Below are 17,146 nucleotides of genomic sequence, written 5' to 3'. Positions count from 1 at the left end.
GGTATCTGCCCGCCGGCTGATCGTCCGATCGACGGAGACCCTCGTGATCATGGCTTTGCTGCTCGACCTCGCCAACATCGTCGGCGGCTTCCTGCTCGCCATCGCCGTGCTGCGGTTGCTGCCGCGCGTCGGTGACGACCTGGGCCGCCTCGCCGGTCGGGTGGCGCCGATCGCGTGGGTGGTCGGGCTCGTGGCGCTGGTGACCGGCGGCTACTACCTGATCGTCCACCTGGTGTCCGGCCCCCGGGTGTTCCACTTCGAGGTGGTCGGGATCGGTGTCGGCCTGGCCCTGTTGTGGGGCCGTCTGACCGGTCGTCCGGCGTCGGGCGTGGAGCAGTCGGACGGCGCGACCGGAGTCCGCCTGTTGCTCGCGATCTTTGGCCTGATCGCGATTGTCGTCGGCATCCAGGGGCTGTTCACCCCGGACGGCTGATCGTTTTTCTTACCCCCCTTACTGAGGAGACCTCCATGTCCGCCCAGGCATTTCTCTACATCATCGCCGTCATCCTGATCGTGCTCGCGGCCCTGCCCCTGCCCACCCGGGGCATCTCGTTCGCGCTGCTCGGCGCCGCCTGCGCGCTGCTCGCCTACGCCTGGCCGGTGATCACCAACTGATCCCGCGCTGTGGACAGCCGGTGGCCGGGAGCGCGAGGCGTTCCCGGCCACCGATGGTCAGAGCGGCCGGCCGAAGTGGCGGGTGAGCGCGGCGCGCAACGTGTCGGCGTCCCCGGCCGACCAGGCGACGAAGCAGTCGGGGCGGACCAGCAGCCCGGTTGCGGTCCTGCCCTCCAGGTGGCCGGTGACCACGTCCACCCGGTCCCGCCAGGGTGCGGCGACCTCGGCCCAGGCGCCCGTGGAGTCCAGCAGCAGCGGCCGGGCGCCGCGGGTCAGCTCGGCGAGTCGTACGACGCCCCGGTCGCCGTGCACGACCACGTCGGGGGCGGACCGGCCGGCCATCGGGTCGGCGGGATCGGCGGGGTAGCGGATGTCCGCGCCGGACATCAGCGCCGCGATGTGCCCGGTCACCTCCGGTATCCGCAGTAGTTCGCCGAAGAGTTCCCGCAGCCCGGTGATCTCCTCGCCGGGACCGATCAGCGCCGACTGTGCCTCGGTGGACATGACGACCCGCTCGGCGACCGGACGACGTTCGGTCTCGTACGTGTCGAGCAGACCCTCCGGCGCCCAGCCGCGCACGGTGGCGGCGAGCTTCCACCCCAGGTTCACGGCGTCCTGCAGGCCGAGGTTGAGGCCGGGGCCACCGATGGCGGGGTGCACGTGCGCGGCGTCGCCGACCAGCAGCACCCGACCGGCGCGGTAGCGGGCGGCGATCCGGGTGTTGCGACCGGTCAGCCGGCGGAGCAGGCCGGGGCCGTCGGGTGGACCGAGAGGCACGTCGACGCCGAGCACCCGGGTGACGCTGGCGCGCAGCTCGGCCAGGCTCATCGGGGTCTCGTCGCTCGTCGGCGCGTCGGGCCACTCCGTGGTGCTGACCAGCGCCGGCCGGCCGGGGAACGGGGCCCAGGCGATCAGGCCGCGCGGCGTGCGGGTGTGCAGGAACGGCGGCACGACCCCGTAGCCGGGGGCGAGCAGGCCGCCGGTCTCGGGGTCGAGGAACGACGCGGGGACGGTCACCGTCGCGGTACGGGAGACCGACCGGTCGTTGGTGACGCCGGGGAAGTCGATGCCGGCGGTACGGCGTACCCGGCTGCGGCCGCCGTCCGCGCCGACGACGAAGCGGGCGGTGAGCCGCGTACCGTCGGCGAGGTCGACCTCGACCGCGTCGGGCCGTTGGCGCAGGTCGACGACCTCGTGGCCGCGGCGCAGGTCGACGCCGAGTTCGGCGGCGCGGGCGGCGAGGGCGGCTTCGAGCTGGGCCTGCGGCACGCCGAGCACGTAGTGCGGGTTGTCCGTGAGCACCGTGAGGTCCAGCGGGAACGCGCCGAAGGTGAAGGCGGGTTGCGGGGACGGCGGGTTGCTGTCGCCGCTGAGGCGCGCGTACAGGCCGCGCCGGTCGAGGAGGCGGACGACCTGGCCGACGAGGCCGTTGGCGCGGGGCTCGCCGCCGGGCGTCGGGTGGCGTTCGAGGACGACGGGGTGGACACCGGCGAGAGCCAGTTCGCAGGCGAGCATCAGGCCGTTGGGGCCGGCGCCGACGATGAGGACGTCGATCACGGTCGTGATCCCTTCGGGGCGTGCGTCGTCGCCACGGCGGGCGCGGCGTACGACCGGCCCGCCGCGGGGTGTGACGCGGCTGAGGATGGTGGGTGAGGGGTGCCCGGGTGCGGGCCGGCGCGTCAGCGGGGCGGCGCGGGGAGGCCGGCGGCGACCTGGGCGAAGGCGTCGGTGATGAGGTGTTCGATCGGAGTGGGCGGGTCGGCGCTGTCGAGGTAGTGCTGCATGGCGACGGCGACGGCCGCGCTGGCAGCGGCCGCGACGAGCCTCGGGTACATGTCGGTGGCGAGGTCGGTCCCGGTGCGTTCGGCGACCGCGTTGGCCAACTCGGCCTCGGCGGTCGCGACGGCGCGCAGGCGCTCGCCCTGGAGGGCGGGCTCGGCGAGCATGGTGCGGACGCCGGCCACCCACTGGGCGTGCGCGGGGAGGGCATCGCCTCGACCTCGGGGCCGCGCGTGAACTGCGCCAGCGCGGCCTGGGTGAGCGCGGCCCACAGCGGCTCGTCGGCGGGGCGTTCGCGCAGCGCGGCGGCGGTGCGCAGGCTGCGGTCGAGGTGGCGGGAGGCGATGGCCTCGGCCTTGCTGGAGAAGTAGTTGTTGAAGGTACGCGGGGAGACGCCGGCCGCCTCGGCGATGTCCTCGACGCGGACGTTGTCGTAGCCGCGCTCGGCGGTGAGGTGGATCGCGGCCCAGCCGAGCGCCGCCCGCGTCTCGGCCTTCTTGCGCTCCCGCAGCCCCGTCATGCCACCACCCTAGCACTTCTTGCGTGCCACGCAAAGATGCGTGCCACGCAAGGAAGCTGGGCTCCCGCGCTCACTCTCGATGGGTGAGCGTGTGCGTCGTCGCCACGTTCACCATCCGAACCTGACCGGTCGGCTCACCGGGGCCCACGCGATACCCTGCCCGGGGTGTCCCGGCGGCGTGGATGAAGGAGCCGAAGCGATGACGGCAGAGCGGGCGTTGCCGACGCAGGAGGACGTGCTCGGATACTTCGACAAGCTGTCGAACTGGGGCCGGTGGGGCGACGACGACGAGCGCGGCACGCTGAACCACATCACCGACGACGTCCGACTGGCGGCGGCGCGGGCCGTACGCCACGGCAGGAGTGTGTCCTGCGCGTGGGAGGTCGCCGTACCGGGGGAGATGGAACGGTCGACGACGACGTGCCCGTACGCCGTGGAGATGCCGGGCGCCGAGAACATGCCGGCCGCCTTCCACGCCGACCGGCGTTGGGGCTTCTCGTCCGAGCGACTGGGCATCACGTTCCACGGCAACACCATCACCCACCTCGATTCGCCGTGCCACCTCTTCTGGGACGGCGCGATGTACAACGGGCGGTCCCACTCGCTGGTCGACGAGGCGGCGGGCTCGGCGTGGGCGGCCGTCACGGCGGCGGCGGACGGCATCATCACCCGCGGTGTCCTGCTGGACGTCGCCGGAGCCCGCGACGTCCCCTGGTGGGAACCGGGCCAGGGGGTGTTCCCCGACGACCTCGAAGAGGCCGAGCGCCGCCAGGGCGTACGGGTGGGCGTCGGCGACGCGGTGCTCCTGCGTACCGGCCACGGGCGCTTCCGGCGCGAGGGGCGCTCGGCCACCGGTTTCGCGCAGACCGGTTGGCACGCGTCCTGCCTGCCGTGGCTCCACGAGCGCGGCGTCGCGCTGATCGCCGCCGACTCCCCGCAGGACGTCCAGCCCTCGGGGTACGACGACGTGTTGATGCCCGTGCACGCCGTCGGTCTCGTCGCGATGGGTCTCTGGCTGCTCGACAACTGCGACCTGGAGGCGTGCGCGACGACCGCCGCCGAACTCGGCCAGTGGGACTTCCAGCTCGCCGTCGCACCGGTCCGCTTCGCCGGCACGTCCGGCAGCCCGGTCAACCCGATCGCCACGTTCTGACCGGTACGCGGGGCACCTGGGGCCCTCAGCGCGGCTGCGCGAGTTTGGCGTCGAGCGCCCCGGTGTCGGCCTCGCCGAGCGAGGAGAGGATGTCCCGCGCCCGCTGCCACGCCAGGTGGGCCGACGGGGCGTCGCCGGCGGCCAGGTGAGCGTCGCCGAGACTCACCAACGCGTCCGCCTCCAACCGGCGGTGACCGATCTCGCGGCGCAGGCGGACAGCGTGCCCGTAGCAGGTGACCGCGTCGGTGAACGCGTCGAGCTGAAGGTGCGACTGCCCGAGGCTGCCCCAGGTGATCGCCTGCCCGAGCACGTTCTCCGCCGACGTGAACAGGGCCAGCGCCTGCTGGCAGCTCTCGATCGCGGCGTGGTGGTCGCCGAGCTGGCCCTGGGACCAGCCCACCGCGTTCAGCGCGAAGGCCTGGCCGGTGACGTGGCCGGCCTGCCGGTGCAGCCGCAGCGCCTCCCGGGCGTGGCCGAGGGCCAACTCGGGCTCGCCCGTCTGGTCGCGGATCCAGCCGAGGTTCAGCTCGGCGCGGGCCTGCCCGGCGAGGTCGTCCAGCCGCCGGTACCGGTCGTACGCCAGCTCCAGGTGGCGCTGCGCGTCCGCGTACCGGTGCAGCGCGATGCCGGCGAAGCCGAGCACCCCGTGGGCGTACGCCTCGGCCCGGTCGTCGGCCAGCCGGACGGCCGCCGACAACGCCGCCCGCAGGCTGCCGGTCCAGTCTTCCCAGTAGCCGCGCTGGTTGAGATAGGTGGTGATCGCCCAGGCCAGGTGGCACGTGTGACGGTCGAAACCGTGGTCGGCGGCCAGCCGCAGCGCCGAGAGCAGCACCGGGTGCTCGTCGGTGAACCACGCCAGCGCCGCGTCCCGGTCGGCCAGTGGCACCGGCGCGACCCCCGGCCCCGGCGGGTCGATCGGCAGTCGGTCCCGCTGCGAATAGAGCAGTTCGTCGGCGGCGTACGCGACGCCGAGGTAGTGGTCGAGCAGGCGGGTACGGGCCGCGTGACGGTCCGCCTCGCCGTCCTCGACCGCCGTCAGCTCGGCGGCGTAAGCGCGCAGCAGGTCGTGGTACGTGAACCGGCCGGGCCGGTGCTCGTTGAGCAGGTGGGCCCGGGTCAGCTCGGTCAGGTGGCGGTGGGCCCGCGCGGGCGTGATCCCGGCGAGGCTGGCCGCCGCCGCGACGGCGAAGTCCGGGCCCGGATGCACGCTCAGCAGCCGGAACAGCCCGGCGGTGGCCGGGTCGAGCGTCCGGTACGACCAGGACATGACCAGCCGCAGGTCGGTGACGGGTTCACCGCCGTCGAAGGCGTCGAGGCGATCGGCCTCCGGGCGCAGGTGCGCGGCCAGGTCCGTCAACCGGAACCCACTGTGGATCGCCGCGCGGGCGGCCACGACCGACAGCGCCAGCGGCAGCCCGGCGGAAGCGCCGACGATGGCGTCGACGGCCTCGGGCTCGGCGGCCACGCGTTCCGCGCCGAGGCGTCGGGTCAGCAGCGCGCGGGACTCGGCCCCGGACATGACGTCCAGGGTGACCGGATGGGCGCCGTTCACGCTGACCAGGCCCAGGAACTGGTGGCGGCTGGTGACGAGGACGAAGCAGCCCGGCGCTCCCGGCAGCAGCGGGCGTACCTGGTCGGCGTCGCCGGCATTGTCCAGCACGACGAGCACCCGTCGGCCGGCCAGCAGGCTCCGGTACCGGGCGACCTGCTCGTCCAGCCCGGTCGACGGGCGGGCCGCCGGTCCCGCGAGAGCGTTGACGAACCCGGCGAGCGCCGTGCTCGGACTGAGCGGGACGCCGCCCGGGTCGAAGCCGCGCAGGTTGACGTAGAGCTGGCCGTCGGGGAAGTGCGCGGCGACGCGGTGCGCCCAGTGCGCCGCGAGCGCGGTCTTGCCCACCCCGGCGGTGCCGGAGACGATCGCGAGCCCCATCGCGGTCGGCTGATCCACCGACCGGGCCAGGATCTCGTCGAGGCGGGCCAGCGCGCCCTCGCGGCCGACGAAGCCGAAACCGTCCGCCGGCAACTGCGCCGGAACGCCACTGGACGGGGGTGGGGTGGGGGCCCCGGCGAGGAAACGGTCCCGTCTCGACCCCTGTAGACCGAAGGCGTCGGCGAGCAACAGCATCGTCGCGGGACGCGGTCGGGCGATCCGCCCGGCCTCCAGGTCCCGCAGGTGACGGACCGACAGCCCGGTCTTCGCGGCCAGATCCTCCTGGGTCAACGCGCTGCTGCGCCGAAGCTCCTGCACGGCCTCCCCGAACACGGAATCACCGTATCGACGGCGCTGAGCGTGGACAATCGGCCATCCGACGTACGATCCGGCACGCACCGCGCCGTGCCGTGACACGGCCGCACGGGTACGGTTTCGATGCCCGACAAACGCCGGGGCGGCAGCGGTCGGCCCGGTGGCGACGGACGGTGGAAGGAGCGACGGTGACGCAGCTGAGAGCACTTGTGGTCCGAGGCGGATGGGAAGGGCACCAGCCGGTCAAGGCGACCGAGTTGTTCATCCCCTTCCTCGAACGCAACGGCTACGCGGTACGGGTCGAGGAGTCGACGGAGATCTACGCCGATGCCGACGAGTTGGCCGGCACCGACCTGATCGTGCAGTGCATGACGATGTCGGAGATCACCTCGGCCCAGGTGGCCGGACTCGCCGCGGCGGTCGTCGCCGGCACGGGCTTCACCGGCTGGCACGGCGGCATGGTGGACGCGTTCCGTGCCTCGGCGGAGTACCTGCACCTGGTGGGCGGCCAGTTCGCCACCCACCCGGGCAAGGAGCCGTGCGAGCGCCACGGTGGGGAGGAGGACAACTTCCTGCCGCACACCGTGCGCGTCACCGACCTCGGCCGGGAACACCCGATCACCGCCGGCATCGAGGACTTCGACCTGGTCAGCGAGCAGTACTGGGTGCTGCACGACGACCTGATCGACGTCCTGGCCGTCACCACCCACCCCACGCGGGAGTGGCATCCGTGGCACCGGTCGGTCACCTCGCCGGCGATCTGGACCCGCCGCTGGGGCGCGGGCCGCGTCGTCGTGACAACTCCGGGCCACAACCTCGACGTGCTGGAGCACCCGTCGGTACGTACCGTCATCGAGAGGGGGATGGTGTGGGCGACCCGCACGGCGTCGGCATCGTAGGTCTCGGGGTCATCTCCCGCGCGTACCTGGACACCCTCGCGCACCACCCCGCGGTGCGGATCGCCGCGCTGGCCGACCTCGACGAGTCCCGGTCGGCCGCGGCGGCGGCCACGGTCCCCGGCAGTGCGGCGATGAGCGTCGAGCGCCTGCTCGCCCACCCGGACGTGCACACGGTGCTCAACCTGACGATCCCCGCGGCGCACGCCGACGTCTCACGCGCCGCGATCGACGCCGGCAAGAACGTGTACGTCGAGAAGCCGCTCGCCGTGACGTTCCCGGACGGCCGCTCGATCGTCGACCGCGCCGCCTCGGCGGGCGTCCACATCGGATGCGCGCCGGACACCGTCCTGGGCACGGGCACGCAGACGGCGCGTGCGGCGATCGACGACGGCCTGATCGGCCGCCCGATGTCCGCGACGGCCGTCATGGTCACGGCCGGTCACGAGCGCTGGCACCCGCACCCGGACTTCTACTACACCCCCGGCGGTGGCCCCCTGTTCGACATGGGGCCGTACTACATCTCGGCGCTCGTGCACCTGCTCGGGCCGGTCCGCGCGGTGGTCGGGGCCGCCAGCCGCCTGCGCTCCGAGCGCGTCATCGGTTCGGGCCCACGCGCCGGTGAGCACATCCCGGTGCGGGTGGACACCCACGTCACCGGCGTCCTCGAACACGTCGACGGCGCGCTGTCCACGATCACCACGAGCTTCGACGGCATCGCGACGACCGCCGCGCCCATCGAGGTCCACGGGGAGACCGGCACGCTCGCCGTGCCGGACCCGAACTACTTCGACGGCGAGGTCCGCCACTTCGCGCTCGGTGGCGACGAGTGGCGTGCCCTCCAGGCGCGCGCCGGGTACGCCGAGAGCGGCCGGGGGATCGGCCTGCTCGACTTCGTCCTGGCCGATGACCAGCGTGCGCCCCGCGCCGGTGGCGACGTCGCCCTGCACGTCCTTGAGACGATGACCGCGCTGCTGGAGTCGGCGGCGCAGGGCCGCCGGATCGAGCTGACGACGACGCCGCGCCGACCCGTGCCCGTGCCGCTCACCCCGGCGACGCAGTGGAAGGGCGTCGGATAGCCATGCTCCGGGGCTGGCACGGCTGGTTCGGCACCTTCACCGGCGTCGCCCTCGTCACGGTGGTCGTCCTGCCGCTGGCCGCGCTGGCGGTGTGGGCCCTGGCGCGTCGTCGGCGGGCCGCCGGTGACCCGCACGCGTGGCGCAAGTCGGCGGCGGAGGTCGGCATCGCCTACGGGACGGTGCCGTGGGTGTGGATGATCCTCCTGCCGGGGTCGGCGGCCGGCGTCGTCGCCGGTCGGGTGAACCTCGTGCCGCTACGCGATCTGATCACGATCGTCGTCGATGGTGGCCCGTCGAGGGCGACGGGCCAGATCGTCGGCAATCTGCTGGTGTTCGCGGCGCTGGGGTTCTTCGCCCCGCTGCGGTTCGCGGCGTTGACGTCGGTGCGCCGGGTTCTGCTGCTCGGGGCGGGCTGCTCGGTCCTGGTGGAGGCCGCGCAGTACGTCCTGCGGCTCGACCGGGTGTCCTCGGTGGACGACGTGCTGCTCAACGCCGCCGGTGCGGGTCTGGCCGCGCTGGCGTCGCGACGCTGGTGGACGTCCGTACCGGCGGATGCGGTCGCGCGGCGGACGTCAGATGGTGATGACGACCTTGGCCCGCGCGTGTTCGCCCTCGACGTACCGGATGGCGTCGGGCACCTCGTGCAGCGGGTACGTCCGGTCGACGACCGGGGTGAGGCGGCCGGCCTCGACGTGGGCGCGGAGCGTGTCGAGGTGCTGCCGGCCCGGCGTCGTGGTGAGCGTGACGATGCGCTGCCGGACCAGCGGCGCGAGTAGTCGTCCGCGCGCGATCAGCCACACCGGCCCGACGAGGCTGCCGCCGCCGTACACGCCGCCGCCGGAGAGCACCAGCGTCCCGGTCGGTGTCAGCGCGCGCCGCAGGTCGGTGAGGGAGCGGTTGCCGACCAGGTCGAGCACGACGTCGTGGCGGCGTGAGCCGTCGGCGAAGTCGTCCCGGCGGTAGTCGACGACGTCGTCGGCGCCGAGGGAGCGGACCAGGTCGACGTTGCGGGTGCTGCAGACCCCGGTCACGGTCGCGCCGAGCGCCTTGCCCAGTTGCACCGCGAGGGTGCCGACGCCGCCCGAGGCGCCGTTGACGAGCAGGCGCTGACCGGGCTCGACCCGCCCGACGTCGCAGAGTCCCAGGAGCGCCGTGGTGCCGGCCAGTGGCAGGGCCGCCGCCTGCTGGGGGGTCAGGTTCGTCGGCAGCTGTGCGACCTGCGTCTGGGGCACGCACGCGTACTCGGCGAACGCGCCGTTGGCGTCGCCGAGGTCGCCGAAGACCGCGTCGCCCACCCGGATGTCGCGTACGTCGGCCCCGACGGCCTCGACGCGGCCGGCGATGTCCCGGCCGCGGATGCGTGCGCGGGGCCGCGACAGGCCCATCGCCAACCGCGCCATCCGGGGATCGCCGCGCATGGCGTGCCAGTCGTACGCGTTGAGCGAGGCGGCCCGCACCCGCACGAGCACGTCGTTCGGGGCGGGTGTCGGCGTGTCGACGTCGCCGAGAACGAGTGTTTCCGGGCCGCCGTACCGGTCCTGCACGATCGCCTTCATGGCCCCTCCCTGGGGTGTACGGCGTACACCAACGGTAAGTGTACGCCGTACACCTGTCAATGGTGGTTATCGTTCAACAACCGCCGGACAGGACGAGGACGAGATGGTCGAGCAGGCTGAGACGCTGCGCCGTACGCCGTTGAGCAGGGACCGCATCCTGCGGGCGGCCGTCGCGCTCGCCGACGAGACCGGCATCGAATCACTCAGCATGCGCAACCTCGCCCAGGACCTGGGCGTCGTGCCGATGGCTCTCTACAAGCACGTGGCCAACAAGGACGAACTGCTCGACGGCATGATCGACGTGGTCGTCGGCCAGATCGACCCACCCGAGCGCGACACCACCTGGAAGGACGCCATCCGCCGGCGCATCCTCTCGGCGCGGGCGGTGCTGCGCCGGCACCCCTGGGCGCCGCTGGCCATCGAGTCGCGGACCATGGCGACGCCGGCCGTCCTGGCCTACCTCGACTCGGTGGTCGGCACCCTCCGGGCCGGTGGGTTCTCCGCGAACCTCGCACACCACGTCATGCACACGATGGGCAGCCGGGTGCTGGGCTTCAGCCAGGAGCTGTTCGACGACTCCCGCCGCGCCGGTCGGTCCGGAGCGGCCAGCCCCGAACCCGCCGCGGCGATGCCGCCGGAGTTCGCCGCCCGGTTCCCACACCTGGCGGAGATCGCCACCGCGGCGTCCCACGACGACGAGTCGGTCGTGGGGCAGGGCTGCGATGACCAGTTCGAGTTCGAGTTCGCGCTCGACCTGCTGCTGGACGGCATCGAACGGCTGCACGAGCAGGGCTGGGCGTCACCGCGACGACCCCGGTGACGCCGTTTCTTCACCCCGATGTCACCGGTGGAGCCCACAGCTGACGCTTCGGTGTTCATCGGTGCGGGTTGGCTTTCGGCCGTCGCACTGTCTTGATCAGGAGCTGATCCCCGTGCCTTCCTCCCGTCGTACCTTCCTCGCCGGCGGCGCCGCCGCCGGTGTGGGCCTCGCCGTCGCCGGTGGCCTGCCGTCCCTGGCGCAGGCCAGCCCCGCCCGACCGCACTCGCCGGGCGGGGCTGGTCGCGTTCCCTTCCCGCCGCTGGTGGACGACCCCAAGGGGATCCTGGCCCTGCCCAAGGGCTTCCGCTACACGATCGTCACCCGTACCGGCGTCACCCGCCTCGACCGTGGTCAGGGCGTGACCCCGGCGGACCACGACGGCATGGCCGTCTACGACGCCGGACGCGGCCGCTACACCCTGATCCAGAACCACGAGATCGACCCGGGCGCTGAGTTCGGCGTACCGCACGTCAAGGGCACCGTCTACGACCCGGGCGCCGTCGACGCCGGTGGCTGCACGGTGATCACGACCGATCTCGCGGGCCGCAACCTGGGCGAGTTCGTCGCCCTCTCCGGCACCATCTCCAACTGCGCCGGCGGCCCGACCCCGTGGGGCACCTGGCTGACCTGCGAGGAGACCGAGGACCGCGCCGGCGACAGGTGGGAGGAGGGCGACCGCTCCGGCGTCTACGCCAAGGACCACGGGTACGTCTTCGAGGTCTGGGCCGACGGCAGCGCTGACCCGCGGCCGATCAAGTGTCTGGGTCGCTACTCCCACGAGGCGCTGGCGATCGACCGGGACCGCACCCACGTCTACCTCTCCGAGGACGCCGACGAGCCCAACGGCCTCTTCTACCGCTGGTCCGCGCCGCGCGGCGTGAAGCTGGGCCCGGGTGTGCTGACCCGCCTCGCGCCGGACGCCGGTGTCCTCGCCGCCATGCAGATCATCATGGACGACGGTTCCGTGCTGCCGGACGTCGCCTACCTGACCTCCGCCCAGCTCGGCCGCCCGTTCCCGGTCCGGTGGATCGAGGTGCCGGACCGCGACGCGCGGCACACCTCCGTACGCGAGCAGTTCGCCGACGGTCAGGTCACCCGTGGCCGCAAGTTCGAGGGCGTCTGGAGCACCGACGAGGGCGTATACGTCGTCAACTCCTACGCCTGGGACGAGGGCGACCTGCCGGCCGACGCGGCGCCGCACGACGGCATGGTCTGGTTCTACAGCTTCAAGGACCAGACCATCCAGCTCGTGACGTACTTCCCGCACCAGGCCGCCGCCGAGGAGGGGACGCCGGTCAAGTACACCGACATCACCTTCGACGGCCCGGACAACGTGACGGTCACCCCGTGGGGGAGCCTCGTGCTCGCCGAGGACGGCAAGGGCGCCTCGCACGTGCTCAGCACCATCCCGGGCGGGCCGACGTACGCGATCGCCCGCAACCAGCTCAACGACTCGGAGTTCTGCGGCCCGACCTTCAGCGCCGACGGGAAGGTGCTGTTCGTCAACATGCAGGACCCGGGCCTGACCCTGGCGATCACCGGCCCGTGGGAGAAGTACCTGGGCTGACGACGTGCGCGACGACAGGTGGGGATCGGGCGACGGCCCGGTGCCCACCTGTCGTCTTTTCAAACCTCGGCAGTGCCTGACTATTGTCACGAGTTCGTGTGCACCTCGCATCACGGTCGGTGACTTAGCGCACTGGAGCCCACCGGGCCCCGTCGATGAGACTCGATGCAACGCCGGACGACAGCAGCCGGCCGGAATCGAGAGGCGGCGGGACAGTGGACGAACGCTACGACAGCTACTGCGCCGCGGATCGCCTGTTCTACGACTCGCTCGGCAGCGCCGTCGCGCAGCCGGTCTTTCCGGCCGCCGAGCGGGACATCCCGACCGGCTGGCGTCGTGAGCCGCTCGACGACTGGCTGATCTACGCCCCGGACGGCGGTTCGCTGCCGCAGCAGGGCTGGAAGATCCACGTGTCGGCGGGTCTGGCGAACGCCGAGCGCGTGTTGGACGCCGTCTGGGACTACTGCGTACCCCGGGGCCTGTCCTTCAAGTTCCTCCGAGGGCCCCGCACACTGCTGCTGCGCAACTCCAAGTACGCCTCCCGGGCCGCCAGCGGCAAGTTCGTCACCGTCTACCCGCGCGACGAGGCGGAGCTGGAGCTGGTCTGCAAGGAGCTCGACGAGCTGCTCACCGGCGAGTCCGGGCCGTACATCCTCAGCGACCTGCGCTATGGCGCCGGCCCGATCCACGTGCGCTACGGCGGCTTCGCCGCCCGCTACTGCCACTCGCCCGACGGTCAGGTGGTGCCGGCGATCGAGGACGACTCCGGCACGCTGGTGCCGGACCGGCGCGATCCCGTCTTCCACGTGCCGTCCTGGGTCACCCTGCCCGACTTCCTCGGCCCGCACCTCGCGGCGCGCAGCGGCACCAGCACCGACCAGGTGCCGTACCGGATCGAACGGGTGATCCACTTCTCCAACGGCGGTGGCCTGTACGTGGGCCGCGACCTGCGCACCGACACCGAGGTCGTGCTGAAGGAGGCCCGGCCGCACGCCGGCCTGGACGCCGACGGCGCCGACGCCGTCGCCCGGCTGGCCCGCGAGGCCGACGCCCTGCGGCAACTCGCCGACCTGCCGCAGGTGCCCCGGGTGCACGACGAGTTCGAGCTGGGCGAGCACCGGTTCCTCGCGCTGGAGTTCATCGAGGGTCGACCGTTGAACAAGATGCTGGTCGACAGGTATCCGCTGATCGACGCGGACGCGACGGACGAGGACCGGGCGGCGTACGCCCGCTGGGCCCGGCACGTCCACGAGCAGGTCGAGTCCCTCATCGCGGCGATCCACGAACGCGGCCTGGTCTACGGCGACCTGCACCTGTTCAACATCATGATCCGTCCGGACGACCGGGTCGCCCTCGTCGACTTCGAGGTGGCCGCGCCGATCGACGGGCACCGCCGACCGGGGCTGCGCAACCAGGGCTTCGCGGCTCCCCGCGACCGGACCGGACCGGCGGTCGACAGGTACGCCCTGGCCTGCCTGCGGTTGGCGCTGTTCCTGCCGCTGACCCAGCTGGTGCGGCTCGCCCCGGCGAAGGCGGCGCACCTGGCCGACGTCATCGCCGCGAACTTTCCAGTGCCGAGGTCCTTCCTCGACCCGGCGGTCGAGGAGATAACCGGCGGCCCGCAGGTGACGGCCGCGCACGACGCACCCGTCACCCGGGACAGGCTGGCGAGCGCCATCCTGGCCAGCGCCACCCCGACACGCGCCGACCGGCTCTTCCCCGGCGACATCGAGCAGTTCCGCAGCGGCGGCCTCAACCTCGCCCACGGGGCGGCGGGAGTGCTGTACGCGCTGCACACCAGCGGCGTCGGACGGTGGCCCGAACACGAGGACTGGCTGGTACGACGGGCGACCGCGCCCCCGTCCGGCACCCGCTGCGGCTTCTACGACGGCCTGCACGGTGTCGCCCACGCCCTCGAGAGCCTCGGCCGCCGGCAGGACGCGCTGGACGTGCTCGACATCTGCCTGCGCGAGCCGCTGGACGGACTCGACCACAGCCTGGCGAGCGGACTGTCCGGGATCGCGCTCAACCTGGCCGAGTTGGCCGCCCGTACCGGGGAGGTGTCGTTGCGCGATGCCGCGTGGCGGGCCGCCGAGCGGCTGATCGGGCAGCTGCCCGACGATCCCGGCCCGGACATCAGCGGCGGACGCCACCCGTACGCCGGGCTGCTGCGCGGCCGGACCGGACCGGCGTTGACGCTGCTGCGGCTCTACGAGCTCAGCGGCGACGAGGACCTGTTGGGGCACGCCGCCACGGCGTTGCGCCAGGATCTGCGCCGGTGCGTGCTGCGCCCGGACGGCGCCCTGGAGGTCAACGAGGGCTGGCGGACCATGCCGTACCTGGCACACGGCAGCGTCGGCATCGGACTGGTTCTCGATCAGTACCTGCGCCATCGCGACGACGACGGGTTCGCACAGGCCAGCGCGGGGATCCGCCGTGCGGCACGGTCACCGTTCTACGCGCAGACCGGGCTCTTCGCCGGCCGGGCCGGCATCATCACCTACCTCGCCGCCTCAGTTCACGACGGCGACCGCCGGGAGCTCGACGCGCAGGTGGACCGGCTGGCCTGGCACGCGCTGCCGTACCGGGAGGGGACCGCCTTCCCCGGTGAGCAGCTGCTCCGGCTCTCGATGGACTTCGGCACCGGCACCGCCGGCGTGCTGTACGCGCTGACCTGCGCGCGGGACGACAACCCGCCGGTGCTGCCCTTCCTCGCGCCCCTGCCGGGCGCGCAGAGACTCCCCCGCGACAGCGGGGGCGACCGGATCGACGAAGGAATGGAAGGGAGGTGAACGACATGGCGCTTCTGGACCTCCAGGGCCTGGAGATGGCTCCGGCCGACCGCACGGGTGGCGGTAGCCGGGCGAGCCTGCTGCTCTGCGGCGACAGCTCGCTCTCCGTCACGACCTGCAACTGATCCGTCGCACGAACGTGATCGCCCTGGGTGGGTAGACGTGCCCACCCAGGGCGACCGCGTGGCACCGGGAGGAGCGATGTCGACGTTCGACGCGGGGGACCGGTTGCTGCGGCGAACGGTCCTGGCTGGCGGCGGCTGGACCGCCGGGCTCGCGGCGGTCGCGCTCCTGGGCGCGGCCGCCGAACTGTTGCTTCCCGCGGCCCTGGGCCGCGCCGTCGACGCCGCCCTCACCGGAGGCCCGCTCTGGTGGGCGGTGGCCGCCGGCGGCCTGGTCGTCGCCCTCGTCTGCGTCGACGCCCTGACCGACCTGGCCAGCGGATTCGGCGCCGCCCGCGCCACCGCCGGACTGCGCCGCCACCTGCTGCGCCACCTGTTCGCGCTGGACGTGCGTGCCACCCGCCGGTACCCGGTGGGCGATCTCGTCGGTCGCCTGGTCGGCCAGTCCGCCGACGCGGGGCAGGCCGGCAACGCCGTGGTCCTGGCCGCCGTGGCGGTGCTGCCGCCCCTCGGCAGCGTCGTCGCGCTCGCCCTCCTGGAACCGATCCTGGGGATCACCCTGCTCGCCGGCCTCGGCCTGCTCGCCGTCCTCATGCGCGCCTTCGTGGCCGACGCCTCCGCCGCGACGGCCGGCTACCAACGGGTGCTCGGCGTCATCGCCGGCCGACTGCTGGAGTCGCTGACCGGCGCCCGGACCATCGCCGCCGCCGCCACGGTCCACCGCGAGGAGGCCCGCGTGCTGGCGGCCCTGCCGGAGCTGGGCCGGCACGGCCGACGTACCTGGGACCTGCTGGCCCGGGCGAGCGCGCGTACCGCCGCCGTGGCGCCGCTGCTGCACCTGAGCGTCGTCGCGGTCGGCGGGTACGCCCTGACGGCCGGTTGGCTCACGCCCGGTGAACTGGTCGCCGCCGTCCGGTACGCGGCCATGGGCGCCGGCCTCGGTGCGGTCCTCGCCACGCTCAACCACCTGGTGCGCAGCCGCGCCGGGGCGCACCGGGTCGCCGAACCGCTGCGACAGCCCGCCATGACGAGCGGCGACCGGCCCCTACCGCCCGGCGGCGGCGCGCTGCGACTGCGGGGCGTGCGCGTGTACGGCGATGACGGCCGGCCCATCCTGGACGGCATCGACCTGGACGTGCCGGCCGGCGCGACCGTGGCCGTCGTCGGCGCGTCCGGTGCCGGCAAGTCGACCCTCGCGGCCGTGGCGGGACGGCTGCACGACCCGGATCACGGTACGGCGCTCCTCGACGGCGTGCCGCTGCGTGACCTCGACGCGTCGGCGCTGCGCCGAGCCGTCGGCTACGCCTTCGACCAGCCGGTGCTGATCGGCGCGACGGTCCACGACGCGGTCGGCCTGGCGTTGCCGGGCGCCGTCGCGGTGCCACCGGCCGACGCGCGCCCCGCCACGCCGGCGGTTCTGCGGGCGGCCCGTCTGGCGGCGGTCGCCGACGTCATCGACCGGCTGCCCGAGGGGTACCGCACACCGCTGGTGGACGCGCCGCTCTCCGGTGGTGAGACCCAACGCCTCGGCCTGGCCCGGGCGTTCGCCGCCGAGCGGCTGCTCATCCTGGACGACGCGACGTCCAGCCTGGACACGGCGACCGAACACCGGATCACCGAAGCGATCGTCGGGCGCCCCGGCGAGCGGACCCGACTGGTGGTCACCCACCGGGCGGCGGCGGCGGCCCGCGCCGACCTGGTCGCCTGGCTGGACGGCGGTCGGCTGCGCGCGCTGGCGCCGCACCGGCGACTCTGGGCCGAGCCGGACTACCGGGCCGTGTTCGAGCCGGCCGGCGGTGGATCGTGACCCCGCTGACCGTGCGCCGGGTGACCTGGCGGGCGCTGCGGGCCCGCCGAGCTGACCTCGCCCGTCTCTGCGGGTGGTCGCTCGTCGAGGCGTTGCCGGCGCTGCTCGCCGGCCTGCTGGTCGCCCGTGCCGTGGACCACGGCTTCCTGGCCGGGCGTCTCGTCGACGGGCTGGCGTGGTTGGGGGTCCTCGCCG

At 73.4% G+C, this 17,146-nt stretch carries 14 protein-coding genes and 2 pseudogenes; 11 read left to right on the top strand and 5 right to left on the bottom strand.

Annotation, left to right across the window (positions count from 1 at the left end):
- Window positions 1-49 precede the first annotated feature (49 nt).
- Together ACQP03_RS20435 and ACQP03_RS20430 are read left to right on the top strand one after the other, a co-directional pair.
- On the top strand, window positions 50-433 hold the full coding sequence (locus ACQP03_RS20435) for a hypothetical protein (RefSeq protein ID WP_355048247.1): 384 nt from the start codon (window positions 50-52) through the stop codon (window positions 431-433).
- A gap of 35 nt (window positions 434-468) precedes the next feature.
- On the top strand, window positions 469-615 hold the full coding sequence (locus tag ACQP03_RS20430; RefSeq protein ID WP_355048005.1) for a hypothetical protein: 147 nt from the start codon (window positions 469-471) through the stop codon (window positions 613-615).
- Window positions 616-672: 57 nt separating this feature from the next.
- Here ACQP03_RS20430 and ACQP03_RS20425 read toward each other — a convergent pair whose 3' ends face one another.
- From ACQP03_RS20425 to ACQP03_RS20415, 3 genes and pseudogenes are all read right to left on the bottom strand, one after another.
- Complete coding sequence (locus ACQP03_RS20425; protein WP_433457986.1) at window positions 673-2,172, bottom strand: FAD-dependent monooxygenase; 1,500 nt, start codon at window positions 2,170-2,172, stop codon at window positions 673-675.
- 122 nt (window positions 2,173-2,294) lie between these two features.
- Complete coding sequence (locus tag ACQP03_RS20420; protein ID WP_433457984.1) at window positions 2,295-2,579, bottom strand: hypothetical protein; 285 nt, start codon at window positions 2,577-2,579, stop codon at window positions 2,295-2,297.
- Window positions 2,580-2,797: 218 nt separating this feature from the next.
- Window positions 2,798-2,914, bottom strand: a pseudogene (locus tag ACQP03_RS20415) (TetR family transcriptional regulator); the annotation flags it as partial.
- A gap of 199 nt (window positions 2,915-3,113) precedes the next feature.
- On the opposite strand from ACQP03_RS20415, the gene ACQP03_RS20410 reads away from it, so the two are divergent.
- Window positions 3,114-4,067, top strand: coding sequence for a cyclase family protein (locus tag ACQP03_RS20410; RefSeq protein WP_433457982.1), 954 nt, complete (start codon window positions 3,114-3,116; stop codon window positions 4,065-4,067).
- Between the two features lie 25 nt (window positions 4,068-4,092).
- Here ACQP03_RS20410 and ACQP03_RS20405 read toward each other — a convergent pair whose 3' ends face one another.
- On the bottom strand, window positions 4,093-6,330 hold the full coding sequence (locus tag ACQP03_RS20405) for an ATP-binding protein (RefSeq protein ID WP_357169115.1): 2,238 nt from the start codon (window positions 6,328-6,330) through the stop codon (window positions 4,093-4,095).
- A 170-nt stretch (window positions 6,331-6,500) separates the two neighbouring features.
- Here ACQP03_RS20405 and ACQP03_RS20400 point away from each other — a divergent pair, with 170 nt between their 5' ends.
- From ACQP03_RS20400 to ACQP03_RS20390, 3 genes and pseudogenes are all read left to right on the top strand, one after another.
- Window positions 6,501-7,211 carry a ThuA domain-containing protein gene (locus tag ACQP03_RS20400; protein ID WP_357125382.1) on the top strand — a complete coding sequence of 237 codons (711 nt, stop codon included), beginning with the start codon at window positions 6,501-6,503 and terminating at the stop codon, window positions 7,209-7,211.
- Window positions 7,181-8,287: a Gfo/Idh/MocA family protein gene (locus ACQP03_RS20395; RefSeq protein ID WP_357125386.1), complete on the top strand. Its 1,107-nt coding sequence runs from the start codon at window positions 7,181-7,183 to the stop codon at window positions 8,285-8,287. Before ACQP03_RS20400 ends, ACQP03_RS20395 begins: the two co-directional genes overlap by 31 nt.
- Before the next feature lie 2 nt (window positions 8,288-8,289).
- A pseudogene (locus ACQP03_RS20390) lies at window positions 8,290-8,748 on the top strand (VanZ family protein); the annotation flags it as partial.
- Between the two features lie 111 nt (window positions 8,749-8,859).
- On the opposite strand, the gene ACQP03_RS20385 reads toward ACQP03_RS20390, so the two are convergent.
- Window positions 8,860-9,843, bottom strand: a complete 984-nt coding sequence (locus ACQP03_RS20385; protein WP_357125389.1) for an NAD(P)-dependent alcohol dehydrogenase — start codon at window positions 9,841-9,843, stop codon at window positions 8,860-8,862.
- A 103-nt stretch (window positions 9,844-9,946) separates the two neighbouring features.
- Here ACQP03_RS20385 and ACQP03_RS20380 point away from each other — a divergent pair, with 103 nt between their 5' ends.
- From ACQP03_RS20380 to ACQP03_RS20360, 5 genes are all read left to right on the top strand, one after another.
- Window positions 9,947-10,663, top strand: a complete 717-nt coding sequence (locus tag ACQP03_RS20380) for a TetR/AcrR family transcriptional regulator (protein WP_357125392.1) — start codon at window positions 9,947-9,949, stop codon at window positions 10,661-10,663.
- Between the two features lie 112 nt (window positions 10,664-10,775).
- A complete protein-coding gene (locus ACQP03_RS20375; protein ID WP_357169121.1) occupies window positions 10,776-12,230 on the top strand; it encodes an alkaline phosphatase PhoX in 1,455 nt (484 codons plus the stop codon).
- Window positions 12,231-12,445: 215 nt separating this feature from the next.
- Window positions 12,446-15,022 carry a class III lanthionine synthetase LanKC gene (gene lanKC, locus ACQP03_RS20370; RefSeq protein ID WP_357125398.1) on the top strand — a complete coding sequence of 859 codons (2,577 nt, stop codon included), beginning with the start codon at window positions 12,446-12,448 and terminating at the stop codon, window positions 15,020-15,022.
- A 5-nt stretch (window positions 15,023-15,027) separates the two neighbouring features.
- The gene (locus ACQP03_RS20365; protein ID WP_013734295.1) at window positions 15,028-15,147 is read left to right on the top strand and encodes a SapB/AmfS family lanthipeptide; all 120 of its coding nucleotides are present in this window, start codon (window positions 15,028-15,030) and stop codon (window positions 15,145-15,147) included.
- A 76-nt stretch (window positions 15,148-15,223) separates the two neighbouring features.
- Entirely contained in the window at window positions 15,224-16,951 is a 1,728-nt protein-coding gene (locus tag ACQP03_RS20360; protein ID WP_433457978.1) for an ATP-binding cassette domain-containing protein, read from the top strand.
- Window positions 16,952-17,146: the final 195 nt, after the last annotated feature.

Origin of the sequence: Micromonospora sp. CA-248212, assembly GCF_050948405.1 — a bacterium.
Taxonomy (GTDB): Bacteria; Actinomycetota; Actinomycetes; order Mycobacteriales; family Micromonosporaceae; genus Micromonospora.
The sequence above is the reverse complement of the archived record's forward strand: the minus strand, read 5'-3'. Positions and strand labels throughout refer to the sequence as shown.

Excerpts from the sequence above, each read along its gene's own strand:
- ACQP03_RS20435 (WP_355048247.1), top strand. The coding sequence starts at position 50 with ATGGCTTTGCTGCTCGACCTCGCCAACATCGTCGGCGGCTTCCTGCTC.
- ACQP03_RS20430 (WP_355048005.1), top strand. The coding sequence starts at position 469 with ATGTCCGCCCAGGCATTTCTCTACATCATCGCCGTCATCCTGATCGTG.
- ACQP03_RS20410 (WP_433457982.1), top strand. The coding sequence starts at position 3,114 with ATGACGGCAGAGCGGGCGTTGCCGACGCAGGAGGACGTGCTCGGATAC.
- ACQP03_RS20385 (WP_357125389.1), bottom strand. The coding sequence starts at position 9,843 with ATGAAGGCGATCGTGCAGGACCGGTACGGCGGCCCGGAAACACTCGTT.
- ACQP03_RS20380 (WP_357125392.1), top strand. The coding sequence starts at position 9,947 with ATGGTCGAGCAGGCTGAGACGCTGCGCCGTACGCCGTTGAGCAGGGAC.
- ACQP03_RS20365 (WP_013734295.1), top strand. The coding sequence starts at position 15,028 with ATGGCGCTTCTGGACCTCCAGGGCCTGGAGATGGCTCCGGCCGACCGC.
- ACQP03_RS20360 (WP_433457978.1), top strand. The coding sequence starts at position 15,224 with ATGTCGACGTTCGACGCGGGGGACCGGTTGCTGCGGCGAACGGTCCTG.